Source organism: Pseudomonas sp. TWR1-1-3 (assembly GCF_049896805.1).
Lineage (GTDB): Bacteria > Pseudomonadota > Gammaproteobacteria > Pseudomonadales > Pseudomonadaceae > Aquipseudomonas > Aquipseudomonas bubulae.
This window is the reverse complement of sequence record NZ_JAFCUZ010000001.1, coordinates 476783-491877: the sequence shown is the minus strand read 5'-3', so window position 1 is coordinate 491877 and position 15095 is coordinate 476783. Positions and strand designations below refer to the sequence as shown.

The window sequence follows — 15095 nt, the reverse complement described above, 5'->3', positions numbered from 1 at the left end:
AAATTACATACTTAGAAATGAAACTGCATGTTTGAGTTCAGCTCCAGCTTTTTCACAAGAGGAAATAGATGTTGAATATTTTCATCTGCACAAAACCGCTACAAATAATGACATGCATGATAATAGCCAGTAACTCGAAAATACACACACTAATAATCGTAGATTTATTCAAAGACTCGAAAACAGTTTCGCTATCAGAAAAACTAAAAAAATATTTTTTAAATGTAGTACTTGTAAAGTCAAGAAATGAAGCACTGAAATTATGCGAAATAATAAAACCTAAAACTTTATTCATTGATAGCGACATTGGCCTAATCCCACTCATAAGATTTTATCGCCTAAAGCTATTTTCGAGAAATACGTCTATTTCCGTTTACGAGGAAGGAATAGGGACTTACAGACAAGACCTTTTTAAAAACCCTATAAAAAAACTACTATACAATAGCATTGGGGCAGCAACATATTTCGGAGGATGTGCTCTGACAACCAATATTCACGTATACGACTTAGACAATTATAAAGAACAATTCCCCTTAAGTGGAGGAAAGCCCTTAAGGATCAGACAAGACTTCACAAAGTGGATAGCAGAAAACGAGCTAGACCTTACTGATATATTTTCGCCAAACTTTACAATTCCGACATCACCAAAAAATACTGAAACTAGCATATATCTAAGCAACTGGAACCTAGACAGAGAATTAATTAACAAACTCTCAAAAAACAAAAAACTATATATAAAACCTCACCCCCACATCAAAGAAGAGATGAAGAAGACATTCTCCAACAATCCTAATATCCATTTTTTCCCGGCACAAATACCCGCCGAACTGATAATTATCAAACTGTCCGCAGCATTTGACAAGATCACAATATACCATCATAACTCCAGCGCACTACACTATTTAACGCCAACGAATGTAACCTCCATTGATATTGACTCCCTACCTCGCGATCACAGTTAATGAAAATTAATCAAACCATAACAACTAGGCATTTCATATCGCAGTCCACACTATCTGCATACCTTTTAGCGACAACTTTTTTTATATATTCAGCAGGACTGCTCGATGTAATAATGCACTCTGAAGGATTAAAAATATATCTCGACATTGCGAGAGCGCTGACACTGTTGTTTTTTTTATTTTTGTCAATAAACATAACACCTTATAACAGCAAAGGTGTAATGCTTTGTCTATACGCTTTGCTTTCAATTGTTATTTTTCACGACATGTTCATCCTAGAAGCCACTACAGGAACTTTAGTAGCATTAACAATCTATCAAAAGAATACTACCCAATACATTAGACTTTCTATCATAGCAACATTAATAGTCGTAATTCCCGCAATGGCGCTTGCGAAAACAGGTGTAATAAACTCAGTAGTTTTTGTACCTCCCAATGCAGAGGACAAGGTTCTTACAGCCGCAAGCAAGGACACCTTCGGTTTCTGGCACCCCAACCAAATTACATTATTGGTAGCTGGCTGTCTTCTAGCTAGCTTCTATATAAATAACAGAAAACTTATACTCATATGCTTCGCAACTTACCTAGTCCTACTCAGCAGCACTATATCCAGAACTTTCTTACCCATACCTATAATGATCTTTCTTTTCATTATCCTACCCACCAATTATAAAATTTTCCGCTCTCTTTTTTTATGGCTGACATTAGCAATTAGTTTCACCTCAACGTTAATATCACTTATTACCTCATTACCTTTTTTTGTTAAAAGCATACTCACCCCTGATGCCTATGTAGCTGCTGATAAAATATTAAGTTATCGCCTACAAATAATTGAGCGCCACATGCAGAACCTCAATTTATTTGAGCTAACTACTGGGTGGAGCTCTACAAAATTAGAGATCGACTCAGCATACATAAATATGATATTCAGCCAAGGTTATTTGGTTTACTTAGCGGTAACGATAGGACTGCTTTGCATTCAATACATTGCAGTTAGAAAAAAAATGCTCAAAGAAGCCATGATAATAGCTCTATTCATGCTAACTTCTAATTTCGAAACACCCGTTGGCGCATCTTCTTTATTATTTATTGTATCGACAATATGTATTATATCTGTGATAAAACATCGTAACAAACGACATTCACCAGCCAGTATGATACCTGCGCGACACTCATAATAAATTTCTGACCCCCCCCCTTTTTACAATTTTACAAGAGCCCTTGAATATGATAGTTGTTAATGCGAGATTTTTAAGCCAAGAGATCACTGGAGTTCAGCGCTACGGCATGGAGATCAGCAGGGCATTAAAAAAACAAAATACTTTAATTCAGTTTGTTTGCCCGAAGAATATAATTCACAAGTCACTAGCTGAGGAGTTAGGTGCCATCCAAATAGGTAATATGACCGGGCACCTTTGGGAGCAAATTGAACTTCCTGCCTATCTTAAGTCAAAGAAAAATCCATTACTGATAAACCTGGCAAATACTGCTCCCATTTTATACAGAAACAAGATATCTACTATTCATGACGTTGCATTTGAAAAATTTCCGAAAAATTACTCTTGGAGATTTAGACTGGCATATAAAAAAATAATACCCATCATAATTAAATCATCTAAGAAAATTTTCACTGTGAGCGAATTTTCCAAAAAAGAAATTTGCACACTTTACAATATCCCCCCACAAAGCGTAGAAGTAGCTCCAAACGCGGCCAGCTCAATATTCATCAGAAACAAGGGCGGAAACTTAAATAAAAAAAATTACATCCTATCAACTTCATCACTAACCTACCAAAAGAACTTCATCGGCCTCATAAATGCATTTAGCATATTGCAAGATCAAGAATGCGAACTTTATTTAGTTGGAAGTCTCAATGGAAACTTCGCATCAAAAGAGCTCTTAAACAAAATTACTTCGAACTCAAGAATAAAGTTTTTAGGCCGCGTGACCGATTCAGAGCTTGTAGCGTTATATAGCGAAGCAAGAGCATTTGTTTTCCCATCATTTTATGAAGGCTTCGGCATTCCGCCTTTAGAAGCACAGGCATGTGGATGCCCGGTGATCTGTTCGAACACTGCAAGCCTACCTGAAGTCTGCGATGATTCTGCCTTATACTTTGATCCTTATAATATCAAAGACATCGCTAAAAAGATTGACCTACTACTTTCTGATCAAACAATCTCTAATGAGCTAATCGTTAAAGGATACGACAATATCAAACGTTTTAGCTGGGAAGATTCCGCAGTAAAATTTTCCCCCCTGATTAATACACACAACACTAAACTCTAACCCCCCCAAAAAAATTAAGATCTACTAGCTTCACTTAAACAGTATCATCATGATGCACCCTACAACAAACACTACAATCGTAGAATACATATACTTTATTGCAGCAACATCTCCAAACTCAATCTCATCTCCATAATTCAAGAGAACCCTAAGACGTGAAACGCATTGCCATAGTACATGATTGGCTTACTACTTACGCAGGAGCGGAGCGCGTCCTAGAGCGGCTTCTTACCCTTTATCCTTCAGCTGATCTTTTTTCGGTATGTGATTTTATCCCTGATTCACAACGAGCTTTTTTATGCGGGCGCATTCCCAAAACGACCTTCATCCAGAGTATGCCCTGGGCTAATAAAAGATACAGAAATTACTTATCTTTGATGCCACTGGCAATTGAGCAGCTTGATCTATCTAGTTACGATATAATTTTAAGCAGCAGCCATGCTGTAGCTAAAGGTGTGCTCGTTGGACCAGATCAACTGCATATTTGCTATTGTCACTCCCCCATCCGATATGCTTGGGATATGCAGAGCCAATATTTAGCGGAAGCAGGTATGCTAAAGGGGGCTAAAGGATGGATTGCACGCCATTTACTCTTCAAAATTCGAAACTGGGATGCGCGATCAGCTAATAGTGTCGATTTTTTTATATCTAACAGCGACTATATTGGACGCAGAATACAAAAAATATACCGCAGAGAGTCCACTACGATATACCCAAACGTAGCAGTTCACGACTTTCCATTAAAAGAAATAAAAGAAGATTTTTATTTGACAGCTTCTCGAATGGTCCCTTATAAAAAAATGGACCTTATCGTGAAGGCATTCTCCAGCATGCCAGACAAAAAGTTAATAGTGATCGGCGACGGACCACAATTCAATAAAGTCAAACAAGCCGCCGCGCCAAATATTACGCTCCTCGGATATCAATCATTCGATGTCTTACGCGACCACATGCAACGTGCAAAAGCTTTTGTCTTTGCTGCAGAAGAGGATTTCGGCATTATTCCACTGGAAGCGCAGGCCTGCGGAACACCTGTTATTGCTTATGGCAAAGGAGGTGCTCTTGAAACTGTAGTAGATGGCATAACTGGCGTCCTCTTTAAAGAACAAACAGAGTCTGCAATACAGGAAGCTATCGAAAAATTCGAAGAGAATTTTGTTTTTGTACCAACTAGCATCAGACAACATGCTGAATCATTTTCAGTAGAGCGATTTGACACGCAGTTCAAAGCTTTTGTCGATGAAAAATCCTCTGCTTTTTTCCAATTCAGGAAGATATAATGTTAATCAATGTTATCCCAGTTATTATGTCTGGTGGTTCAGGCTCACGACTTTGGCCTTTATCACGCCAACTAAATCCTAAACAATTTTTACCGTTAGCGGATAACTCTTTATCCATGCTGCAATCTACTTTGCAGCGTTTAGATGGTTTGGGAGCAGCCTTGCCGCAGTTGATCTGCAATGAACAACACCGCTTTCTCGCGGCTGAACAATTGCGGATGATGGGGCTTGAAAAGGCTAATATACTGCTGGAGCCGGTTGGCCGTAATACCGCTCCCGCCATAGCACTGGCCGCGCTAGCCGCCCTTGGAGAATCGGAAGATCCAATCCTGCTGGTACTGGCCGCCGACCATCTGATTAAGGACATTGCAGCCTTCCAGGCCAGTATTCAGGTTGCCTTGCCACTGGCTCAATCCGGCAAGTTGGTGACTTTCGGTATTGTTCCGACCCATGCTGAAACTGGTTATGGCTATATCGAAAAAGGCGGCAGCTCAGGTATAGGTGGTTTTGATGTCAACCGCTTTGTTGAAAAACCGGACCTTGTAACAGCGCAAGAGTATCTGGCCAATGGCAGTTACTTCTGGAACAGCGGCATGTTTATGTTCCGCGCCAGTCGTTATCTGGAAGAGCTGGAAACTTATCGCCCGGATATTCTGGCAGCATGCCGTGCAGCATTGGCCGGTGGCTCGCAGGATCTGCACTTTACCCGTGTTGACGAAGCCGCCTTTGCCGCCTGCCCGGATGATTCCGTAGACTATGCCGTGATGGAAAATACCGCAGACGCGGTAATGGTGCCACTGGATGCAGGCTGGAGCGATATCGGCTCCTGGACTGCCCTTTGGGATGTCAGTGACAAGGACCAGCAGGGCAATGTGTTCAAGGGTGATGTGCTAAACCAGCAGTCACGCAACACTTATGTGCATGCGGACAGCCGTCTGGTTGCCACTGTTGGTCTGGATGATCTGGTGATTGTTGAAACCAAGGATGCGGTACTGGTCGCTCACAAGGACCATGTACAGGATGTTAAGAAGATCGTCGAGCAATTGAAAAACGGCTCGCGCACTGAACATATCAACCATCGCGAGGTCTATCGTCCATGGGGAGTCTATGACTCCGTCGACAACGGCCATCGCTATCAGGTCAAACGAATTACCGTTAAACCGGGCGCCAAGCTGTCGGTGCAGATGCATCACCATCGTGCGGAACACTGGATCGTCGTCAGCGGCACAGCCAGGGTGACCAATGGCGAGAAAACCTATCTGGTCTGCGAAAACGAATCCACCTATATCCCGATTGGCCAGATCCATGCCCTGGAAAACCCGGGTGTTATTCCGCTGGAGCTGATTGAAGTGCAATCCGGCTCTTATCTGGGTGAAGACGATATCGTTCGTTTTGAAGACAAGTACGGTCGGAAATGAATCCAGTATGATGAGCGGGCAACAAGTAGTTGCCGCTCTGCCCGTCAGTTCCTACAGGTATCTGACGGAAGAGTTATAAAAGGTCAGCAACACAGACCGCTCTGCACAGGTATTCTTGAGCCGTTATTGCACATTAAAATGCCTGTACAGAACCACTTGAGTGCCACAGTTATAGTGCCTTCGGGAGCTATAAGCATAGCCAGGGTTCGCCGTTCATAGCCTTGGACATAGGCGCTCTCGCACCATCGCCAATACAGACTTTTTCAAAAGGATTTTCAAATGAACAAATTTCTTATTTCCGCACTGACCCTGGCCTTGAGCACCACTGCTTTTGCCGCCGAACCTGTTGCAGCCCCTGCTGACGACGCTGTAGCTGAAGCACCCGCTGCAGAAGCCGGTTCCCTGGCCACTGAAACCGGCGTTCTGGGTGGCGTAAGCACTACTACCGCAGTGGGTGTGGGCGTTGCCGCAGCAGCCGGCATTGCAGCCGCAGCATCGGGTGGCGGCGGTGGTGGTGGCGGTGGCAACGGCGGCACTACTGGTACTACAGGCACCACTGGCACCACAGGCACTACCGGTACCAACTAAGTACCTGCCAGGTCGAAAGGACTAAACCACCTGGGATACTCCAGGCATTTGATTTTGATGTGTTTCCTTTACAAGTGTCCTCAATGATGATTCGTAGTTTGTCGCTCGCGGTACTTGCAGGGTTCGCCCTGCAAGGTTGTATGTTTGCGCCCGGTCAGTACCTGGATACCAGTGAGATCGGAACTGAAGGCTCTCCAGAAAGCAGTCGGATAGAGCTGATCCCCATCACCCCCAAGCTGATTGCGCAAAACGCGGCGACCTACGTCTCAAGCTCGGTGCCGGCAGAATTGCTGGCATTCAAGCCACAGGCTTACCGGATTGGTGCCAACGATGTGTTGTATATCACCGTTTGGGACCATCCCGAATTGACGGCGCCCTCGGGCCCGCAACAGCAGATTGACGCCAACGGGCGCCTGGTGCGACCGGACGGCACTATTTTCTACCCCTATATCGGCAAACTCGATGCAGCGGGTAAAACCATCGAAGAAGTGCGCTCCACCATTGCCCAGCGTTTGGCGCAGTATGTGGATAGCCCGCAGGTCGATCTGAGTGTGCTGCGCTTTGCCAGCCAAAAGGCCATTCTTGCCGGTGCAGTGACCAAAGCCGGCCCGATGCCGATTACCACATCGCCTATGAGCGTGGTTGAAGCCATTGGGGCAGCGGGTATTGAGCCGCTCAATGCTGATCTGTCCAGCCTAACATTGACCCGCGATGGCCGCGAGTACATCCTTGATCTGGATTCGCTTAACGGTCAGGGCGCACAGCTGCACAATGTCTTCCTCAAGGATGGCGACCAGTTATACCTGCCTTACAACGATCGCAAGAAGATTTATGTGATGGGTGAAGTCCTTGCGCCACAGGCAGTCAAGTTCAAGACTAAGCATATGAATTTGGCTGATGTGGTCGGCTCAGTGGGCGGTTTGAACCAAACCACTTCCAACGGCAATGCACTGTATGTGATCCGTGGTGCTGAAAACCTCGAAACCGAACCGGCTAAGGTCTACCAGCTTGACGCCGAGTCGCCCACTGCTTTCGCTATTGCCAGCCATTTTGAGCTTAAGCCTCAGGACATCGTTTACGTTGGCCCTGCGCAAGTTACGCGCTGGAACCGTCTGATCAGCCAGTTACTACCATCGGCCACCATCCTGGGTACTGGTGCCGCCGCAGGCAATAACCTCAGCGAAACCAGCAGCCGATAAGGTTTGAGCCCTTTTGAAAATTCTTCGTAACCGCTCATGCCTGGTGGCGTGCCTGTTGCTGTGTGGCTGTAGCCCGCTGATGCAGGGTTCTCTCGATACCTTCAAGGCCGCCGTACAAGGCGTGGAGCCGCTGCAATTGACAGCGGCCGATGTCGCAGCCGTGCCTTATGCGCAAATCCTGGTGACCACAGCTTCCAGTGAAGGTGTTATGGCCAGGCTTCGCCAGCAGGGCGACTTGCAGTACTGGGTCGCCTCGGGCAAGCAAGTATTGCTGATGCGCAACGGTCTGGTGGTGCGTACCACCGGGCTGCAACCCGGCCTGGATGGCACCCGTTTCGACGGGCAGTCACCATTCAAGCGCGGTTTGCAGCATGTGGCAGACGGTGAGCGCAGCACGCGCTGGATCGATATCTATCAGAGTCAACAGGTCGGCCTGGCGGTGAATAGCCGCTTTGTGCGTAAAGGCCTGGAAACCGTGACCATTCTCGACAAACCTTATGTGCTACAGCGCATCGATGAAAAATTTGAAATTCCGGCCCTGGGCTTTAGCGGCACCAACCATTTCTGGGTGCGACCCGAAGACGGGGCGATCCTGCAAAGCGAACAATATGTTACGCCAGGGCTTGAGCTACGCATTGTCCATCTGCGCCCTGACTGGGAGGCTGCCCAGTGATCTCTTTGAAAAAACTGGCCCTGTGCGTGCTGCTTGGTCATGCCGCAATCAGTCAGGCCGCCGTATCTGTCAGCGGTGATGTGCTTAAACCCGTCAGCGTGGCTTATAAACCCGGCATGCGTTTAGTGGATGTAATCAGTCAGGCCCAGCCCAATCCGGAAAGCTACTGGCTGGCAGCCGCATGGCTGCATCAGCCCGAAGTTGAGAAGCATACACGGCTCAAGGTAGGGGTGCTGTTTGACCTGAAAATGCTGCAGCGCGGCGCCTTGCTCAATAACAACCACGGCCTCGCCGCGGTGGCAGAGCACCTGCACCAGGACATCAGCCAATTGCCTGTCACTGGCCGTAAAGTGGTTAACCTTGACCCGGTCGCGCTGGAAGTCGGCTTTGCCCACAACTACCTGGTTAGTGATGGCGACAAGGTTAGTTACCCGGCGCGCGCCGATAACGTGACCGTACTGGGCGCCGTTGAGCATGACTGCACCCTGCCCTATCAGCCTCTGCAGCAAGTACGCGACTACCTCGACAGCTGCCCGCGGCTAAAAGAGGCAGAGTCGGACTTCTTGTGGCTGATTCACCCTGACGGCACTTACAAGCGTGTTGCCATTGCTGCCTGGAACCGTGAAGACGGCATATATGCCGTGGCGGGCAGCAAGATTCTGGTGCCCGTGCGCAATGACAATGCCGATTTGCCCACACCTGATTTAAACGAGCAGTTGGCGCAATTCCTCGCCACCCAACCGCTGGCTGAGGTTGCACCTTGAAGTTACGTTTTGTTGTTGTCGCCTTGTTACCCTATAGCCTGGCCCATGCGGAGCCACGCTATACCCAGAATGACTTTGGTGGTGTTGGCCTGCTGCAAACACCCACTGCACGTATGGCACCTGCAGGTGAGTTAAGCCTGAACGCCAACCGTACCGATCCCTATACACGCTATAGCCTGTCTTTGCAGCCCCTTGACTGGCTGGAAGGGACATTCCGTTATACCTCCATTACAAACCGTAAGTACGGCTCAGAGGCACTTAGTGGGAGCCAGAGCTATAAGGACAAGGCAGTCGATGTCAAAGCGCGGCTTTGGCAAGAAAGCCACTGGTTGCCAGAAGTTGCGCTGGGGTTTCGCGATATTGGTGGTACCGGCTTGTTCTCGAGCGAATATTTTGTTGCCAACAAACGTTACAAAGATCTGGACTTCAGCCTTGGTATTGCCTGGGGCTATATCGGAAATCGTGGTGACTTTGCCAACCCGCTGGGCTATCTCGATGACCGGTTTGATACCCGGCCCGTAAGCACTACTGCTGGTGACGTAAATACCAGCTCATACTTCCGGGGCAGGCCCGGCCTGTTTGGCGGGGTAGCGTATCAAACTCCATGGGCACCATTGAGCCTGAAAATCGAGTTTGACGGCAACGATTACAAACACGAGCCGCAAAACAACAACCAGGTCCAGGACTCTCCGATTAACTTCGGTGCGGTCTACAAGCTTAACGACAATATTGATTTCACTGCAGGCTGGGAACGCGGCAATACCGCGCTGTTCGGTATTACCCTGCATACCAACTTTGTCAGCCGCAAGGCACCGGTCAAGAGCTATGATCCGCCCGCCCAACCGCTACCGGCACAAGCACCTGTTGCTCCCCTGGAGGACATCGACTGGGCTGCAGTATCGCAACAGCTGGAAAAAAATGCCGGCTATAAAGTCGAGCGAATCGCCCAGCGCGATTCCGAACTGATGGTATATGGCGAGCAGTCCAAATACTTCTACACCGCCAAAGGTGCAGGCCGGGCCAGCCGTATTCTGGACAATACCGCCAACGATCAGATCCAGTGGTTCACCATGGTCAATAAGCGTTATGACATGCCCGTGGAAGAAATCAGTGTCCCGCGCTCGACCTTTCGCGACGTGGTCAATAATGAACAGGATCTGGTCAATCTGCATCGCACCACCGAGGTCAACCGCGCCACGGCCCATTATGATAAAACCCTGTATCAGCACAAGCCTGATCCCTTTACCTATGGTTTTGGTCTGGGCTACCAACAAAATATGGGTGGCCCTGATGGCTTCCTCCTGTACCAGATCAGTGCCTATGCCGAAGGGCAATATCGCTTTACCCCTGGCACCTGGGCTAGCGGCGGTATTAGCGTCAACCTGCTGAACAACTACGACAAGTTCAAATACGATTCCGCGAGTAATCTGCCACGAGTACGAACAGACTTACGGCAATATGCAACCACTTCCGATATAACTATGCCAGCCCTGCAGCTTAACAAGGCAAAACGCTTGGACCAGGATCTGTATGGCATGGTCTATGGTGGTTATCTGGAGTCCATGTATGCCGGTATTGGCGGCGAACTCTTGTATCGCCCCATGGGTGAACGCTGGTCGATCGGTGCCGATTTGAACTATGTACGTCAACGAGAATTTGACCAGGGCTTTGGCCTGCGTGATTATCGCACAGTAACCGGCCATATCACCTCTTACACCAAGCTGCCGTTCGATCTGGACGCCGCAGTCAGCGTAGGTCGTTATCTGGCCCGGGACTGGGGTACCACCATTGATATCTCCCGCGAATTTACCAATGGTGTGAAATTTGGCGGCTGGGTAACTCGTACCACGGCATCCAAGGAAGAGTACGGAGAAGGTAGTTTCGACAAGGGCATCTATATCTCGATACCGTTCGACGAGATGATGAGTGTGTCGACCATGAGCCGGGCCAATATCGCCTGGGCACCGCTGACTCGAGACGGTGGCGCCATGCTGCATCGCCAGTACTCGCTGCATACCATGACCGATGGCCGCAATCGTGATGCCTTCTATGAAAACTTCGAGAAGATCACCGAGTGAGGCAGCTGATTCAACGCCTGGTTGATCTGCCCTTCTGGCTGCGCGCACTGCTGTTTTTGGCCGTGTGCGCTGGCCTGCTGTTTACCGGTTTGCGCACACGGCCAATTCCGCAGGTTTTTGCCCAGGAAGACAAGCTGCATCACTTTATTGGTTTTTTCGCCCTGGCATTCAGTTGCCGCCTTGCATTTTTGCATATCAGGCTAGTTTGGATCGCCATTGGCTGCGTGCTGGCAGGGCTGCTGATTGAATATGCCCAGGCCCTTATGCCCTTGCGCACTGCGTCGTTTTACGACGCGCTTGCCAATACGGCAGGTGTAGCCCTCGGCCTTGCAGCGGCAGGGTGCTGTTCGCGCCATAGCATCAAGTATTGAATAAGCGCTATGGACATGCTAGCGCGGGTCAATTTTGCTGTTGGCAACGCTATTTATCGCGAAAAATCGACCTTCGATATTTATAAGCCGACAAATTGCCAGCTAAAACAACACTAAATGTAGTAAATGTTATAAAATGTCTGCTTCGATATCGGCTTATATGGCAAAATCCCACAGCCTCTAAGTACTTGGGTTAGGTGATATGCTTGCCGCAGGATGCACTACCGATATTCAGGCCCCCAAAGCGCTTAATTTTTTTTATAGCGAAGCGCTGGTCGAAGATATAGCACAGCTTGTCACTGCTGAAGTGAGGCATCTTGACGCCTGCGATACCCTGGCCAATATGGCTTGCGATTTTAGTGGCACAGAAGCTGTTTTTATTGAGGTCAATGCACCGGAGGCCATCAATGATGGCCTGGAGTTGCTCAAGCATATCCGCCTGTTCAATCAGGTCGCCTGTATTTTTATTTTGGTGACTCATAACAAGTCATTCAACAGTATCAATTATTACCTGGCCGGTGCCGACCACTGCATCAAGTTGCCGACTGACCTGCTGGAAAAGCAGGCCGTGCTGTTACGCACTTTCGAGGAATCACACTGGGCCTCAAACACCCGCTTGACCCTTGATCGCACGCGACTGTTATTGTGCAGCGCCAAGCAAAAAATTGAAATTTCATACACCGAAATGATCATTATCGACGCACTGATACAGGCGCCGCAGCATGTACTGAGCCAGGACAGCATTGCCAAAACCCTGGACCCCAATATTGTTTTTTATGATCCGCGGGCACTGGAAAAAACCATTAGCCGCCTAAGAACAAAGATTAAAAAAGCTTATAACCTGGAATTGATCTTTAGTGTTCGCGCATTCGGATATCGACTGCGCCGGGGCACTATCCTGAAATAACTATTACTTCATGAGCTGCGCTGCAGACCGCTGTAGTTCGCCACTAGGCATCAGCCTGACACCGACGAATGGAGACGTTGAAGCATGAAGGTAACACTCAGATTTTCCGCCTATCTACCCTCGGCCAGTAACAGTCCGATTGCACACACCTATGGCTTGCCCTGCGCAACCTATCAACTACAGCCTGCAAACCAGCAGGCCTGCGAATCCGACCGTCATCTATGGCGCAAGACGCATTTCGCGCCCTGGGGTTGCTGGGCAAACGCAGAACATGGCATGGTATCTACTTTCAATCACGTGTCAGACGTTCCTCGCGCGATAACGGTAAGTAAACCTTACTTGCTGAACATCCACCCCTACTCCCCGGGCCTGACTGTTATTCCTACTTTGAAAACTACGCCGACCTCCCCAGCCACTACCCCCACCGTACACTATTCCAGCAGCCCTGATACCTGGTTGTTTTGCTTTGAGGCACAACATCTGTGCAACAACACCGCCTGCATTCAGCTGACCGCCATTGAGTCGCTACTGATCAAGACCCTAAGCCAAAGAGATGAGCGTATTTGCAGCAAGCAGGAACTTATTATCGGCATTAATAAAGATGCACGTACTTATAGCGGCCTGGAAATGTGCCTGAGTCGACTGCAGAATAAGTTTAAAGTGGCGTTTGGCGAGCGCCTGTTTCGCTCGGTACGCAATCGTGGCTATTGCCTGGTCCAGGATGTGCAAGTTGCCAAACAAGTGGCATAACGCAATCATACAACTGGCAAATACAGGCAGTTAGCTACTGTATTGACATCACCGAACCTCATAACTCTTTGATTTATTGAAAATAACATCTGACTGACGTACTGTTATAAAACGTCGAACCCCTGCTACTGATAACCTTTATTATCAACGGTACGTGTGGCCACTATCTACTTCAGTTATAGCGCCACTCAACGCCTGCACATGGAAGAGTGCTGTGATTTATTCCTGTCAGTTGCTCCCATAGTCAAGCACTTATCACAAGGCTGCTACCTTGATTCATACACGTCTAGATCGTAAAACCGTGGCCAGAGGGCTGACTTTTTGGGGCCAGTGGTCTGTCGCCATGGCCTTTGTCATCGCCTTGTTGGTAGCACTGGTCTATACCAAATTTGGCAGCGTCGATTTCCATTACCGCATCCTCGCCGTTCTGACCTTGCTGGTATCAGTGCCCGCCTATTCTGCCACCCATGTTTACTACAAAAGGCACTCCCTTTTTAACGGCTGTGTGCGCCTGTTTCTTGGATGGATGTTGACCCTGGCGTGCCTGTGCACCATCGGCTTCGTAACAAAATCCGGCGAGCTATTTTCCCGGGAAACCCTGCTGAGTTGGGCCGCCTTGGGCTTTCTGATTCAAGTGCCGCCGTATTTGATCCTGCATCGGCTGTCCAGGTTTTATCACCAGCGCAATAACCATCATTACAACAGCCTTATTATTGGTTCTGATGGTGTGGCCCTGAAACTGGCTGACAGTTTTATTGAACAAAACCACTTTCCATTAGTCGGAGTGGTCAGCGCTTCCCCCTTTGAAGACGCGACCAATTCCCCACTTATCGTCGGTGAACTAACCCAGTTACGCTCACTGATTACCGAACATAATATCCGCCGGCTTTATATTTCGCTGTCCCTGCAAGAAGCCCAGCGTATTGAAGCACTGTATATCGACCTGCTTGATTTGAATGTCGACGTTGTCTGGGTACCTGACCTGGACAGCATGATGTTGCTTAACCATTCGGTCAGTGAAATTGGCGGTCGCCCTGCTATCCATTTGAATGAAAGCCCGCTTACCAGCTATCCAACTGCAGCCTTGAGCAAGGCATTGATGGAGCGCTCGCTGTCACTGATGGCCATTATCTGCCTGAGCCCGGTGCTTGCAGGGATTGCCATTGCCGTGAAATTGTCCTCCCCTGGCCCGATCCTGTTTAAACAGCATCGCCATGGCTGGAATGGCAAGGTGATCAAGGTGTGGAAATTTCGCTCCATGCAAGTTCATGATGACAAACACGTCAAGCAAGCCAGCCGCAACGATTCACGTGTAACAGCCGTTGGCCGCTTTATTCGCCGTACCTCGCTGGACGAACTGCCCCAACTGTTCAATGTGTTACATGGCGATATGGCATTAGTGGGGCCTCGCCCTCACGCCGTTGCCCATAACGACTATTACACCGGCAAGATCCACGCTTATATGGCCCGTCACCGTATCAAGCCCGGCATTACCGGCCTGGCGCAAATCAGTGGCTGCCGTGGTGAAACCGATACCATTGAAAAGATGCAGAAGCGAGTAGAAATTGACCTCGACTACATCAACAACTGGTCATTGTGGCTCGATATCAAAATCATGATCAAGACCCCGCTGACTTTGATCTCGAAAGATATTTACTGACAGTAGAGCGCCCTACCTCTGTGGGAGCGAGCCTGCACGCGATGTTTTTTAAAACTTCGCGAGCAGGCTCGCTCCCACCCACTTAATAGCTTCACTCCCCCCCGTACCTCCCGCCCCTTACTCCCCCCGTGACTCTTCCTTCAAATTCGCACTCAA

General features: G+C 48.3%; 14 protein-coding genes. All 14 read left to right on the top strand.

The window, feature by feature from the left end; translation table 11 throughout:
- Window positions 1-68: 68 nt before the first annotated feature.
- Window positions 69-962, top strand: coding sequence for a polysialyltransferase family glycosyltransferase (locus ACP7BE_RS02295; RefSeq protein WP_146541023.1), 894 nt, complete (start codon window positions 69-71; stop codon window positions 960-962).
- Window positions 962-2140, top strand: coding sequence for a hypothetical protein (locus ACP7BE_RS02290; RefSeq protein WP_426104556.1), 1179 nt, complete (start codon window positions 962-964; stop codon window positions 2138-2140). The genes ACP7BE_RS02295 and ACP7BE_RS02290 overlap by 1 nt, the downstream gene beginning before the upstream one ends.
- A gap of 49 nt (window positions 2141-2189) precedes the next feature.
- Window positions 2190-3251, top strand: coding sequence for a glycosyltransferase family 4 protein (locus tag ACP7BE_RS02285; RefSeq protein ID WP_146541027.1), 1062 nt, complete (start codon window positions 2190-2192; stop codon window positions 3249-3251).
- Window positions 3252-3406: 155 nt separating this feature from the next.
- Window positions 3407-4531, top strand: a complete 1125-nt coding sequence (locus ACP7BE_RS02280) for a glycosyltransferase family 4 protein (protein ID WP_146541029.1) — start codon at window positions 3407-3409, stop codon at window positions 4529-4531.
- The gene (locus ACP7BE_RS02275) at window positions 4531-5949 is read left to right on the top strand and encodes a mannose-1-phosphate guanylyltransferase/mannose-6-phosphate isomerase (RefSeq protein ID WP_146541031.1); all 1419 of its coding nucleotides are present in this window, start codon (window positions 4531-4533) and stop codon (window positions 5947-5949) included. Before ACP7BE_RS02280 ends, ACP7BE_RS02275 begins: the two co-directional genes overlap by 1 nt.
- A 279-nt stretch (window positions 5950-6228) precedes the next feature.
- Window positions 6229-6537: a hypothetical protein gene (locus tag ACP7BE_RS02270; RefSeq protein WP_146541033.1), complete on the top strand. Its 309-nt coding sequence runs from the start codon at window positions 6229-6231 to the stop codon at window positions 6535-6537.
- Window positions 6538-6623: 86 nt separating this feature from the next.
- Window positions 6624-7736, top strand: a complete 1113-nt coding sequence (locus tag ACP7BE_RS02265; protein WP_146541202.1) for a polysaccharide biosynthesis/export family protein — start codon at window positions 6624-6626, stop codon at window positions 7734-7736.
- A gap of 13 nt (window positions 7737-7749) precedes the next feature.
- On the top strand, window positions 7750-8409 hold the full coding sequence (locus ACP7BE_RS02260; RefSeq protein WP_426104552.1) for a YjbF family lipoprotein: 660 nt from the start codon (window positions 7750-7752) through the stop codon (window positions 8407-8409).
- Window positions 8406-9173 (top strand): capsule biosynthesis GfcC family protein, encoded by a 768-nt coding sequence (locus ACP7BE_RS02255; RefSeq protein WP_426104550.1) that lies wholly within the window; start codon window positions 8406-8408, stop codon window positions 9171-9173. Before ACP7BE_RS02260 ends, ACP7BE_RS02255 begins: the two co-directional genes overlap by 4 nt.
- A complete protein-coding gene (locus tag ACP7BE_RS02250) occupies window positions 9170-11251 on the top strand; it encodes a YjbH domain-containing protein (protein ID WP_426104548.1) in 2082 nt (693 codons plus the stop codon). Before ACP7BE_RS02255 ends, ACP7BE_RS02250 begins: the two co-directional genes overlap by 4 nt.
- Window positions 11248-11622, top strand: a complete 375-nt coding sequence (locus ACP7BE_RS02245) for a VanZ family protein (RefSeq protein ID WP_426104546.1) — start codon at window positions 11248-11250, stop codon at window positions 11620-11622. The genes ACP7BE_RS02250 and ACP7BE_RS02245 overlap by 4 nt, the downstream gene beginning before the upstream one ends.
- A 202-nt stretch (window positions 11623-11824) precedes the next feature.
- Window positions 11825-12529, top strand: a complete 705-nt coding sequence (locus ACP7BE_RS02240) for a winged helix-turn-helix domain-containing protein (RefSeq protein ID WP_426104544.1) — start codon at window positions 11825-11827, stop codon at window positions 12527-12529.
- Between the two features lie 84 nt (window positions 12530-12613).
- On the top strand, window positions 12614-13279 hold the full coding sequence (locus ACP7BE_RS02235) for a helix-turn-helix domain-containing protein (RefSeq protein ID WP_426104542.1): 666 nt from the start codon (window positions 12614-12616) through the stop codon (window positions 13277-13279).
- 343 nt (window positions 13280-13622) lie between these two features.
- Window positions 13623-14939: an undecaprenyl-phosphate glucose phosphotransferase gene (locus ACP7BE_RS02230; protein ID WP_337859021.1), complete on the top strand. Its 1317-nt coding sequence runs from the start codon at window positions 13623-13625 to the stop codon at window positions 14937-14939.
- Window positions 14940-15095 lie beyond the last annotated feature (156 nt).

What these genes read in the sequence shown, in the direction of transcription:
- ACP7BE_RS02295 (WP_146541023.1), top strand. Translation starts at nt 69, where the DNA reads ATGTTGAATATTTTCATCTGCACAAAACCGCTACAAATAATGACATGC.
- ACP7BE_RS02290 (WP_426104556.1), top strand. Translation starts at nt 962, where the DNA reads ATGAAAATTAATCAAACCATAACAACTAGGCATTTCATATCGCAGTCC.
- ACP7BE_RS02285 (WP_146541027.1), top strand. Translation starts at nt 2,190, where the DNA reads ATGATAGTTGTTAATGCGAGATTTTTAAGCCAAGAGATCACTGGAGTT.
- ACP7BE_RS02275 (WP_146541031.1), top strand. Translation starts at nt 4,531, where the DNA reads ATGTTAATCAATGTTATCCCAGTTATTATGTCTGGTGGTTCAGGCTCA.
- ACP7BE_RS02270 (WP_146541033.1), top strand. Translation starts at nt 6,229, where the DNA reads ATGAACAAATTTCTTATTTCCGCACTGACCCTGGCCTTGAGCACCACT.
- ACP7BE_RS02265 (WP_146541202.1), top strand. Translation starts at nt 6,624, where the DNA reads ATGATTCGTAGTTTGTCGCTCGCGGTACTTGCAGGGTTCGCCCTGCAA.
- ACP7BE_RS02240 (WP_426104544.1), top strand. Translation starts at nt 11,825, where the DNA reads ATGCTTGCCGCAGGATGCACTACCGATATTCAGGCCCCCAAAGCGCTT.
- ACP7BE_RS02235 (WP_426104542.1), top strand. Translation starts at nt 12,614, where the DNA reads ATGAAGGTAACACTCAGATTTTCCGCCTATCTACCCTCGGCCAGTAAC.
- ACP7BE_RS02230 (WP_337859021.1), top strand. Translation starts at nt 13,623, where the DNA reads ATGGCCTTTGTCATCGCCTTGTTGGTAGCACTGGTCTATACCAAATTT.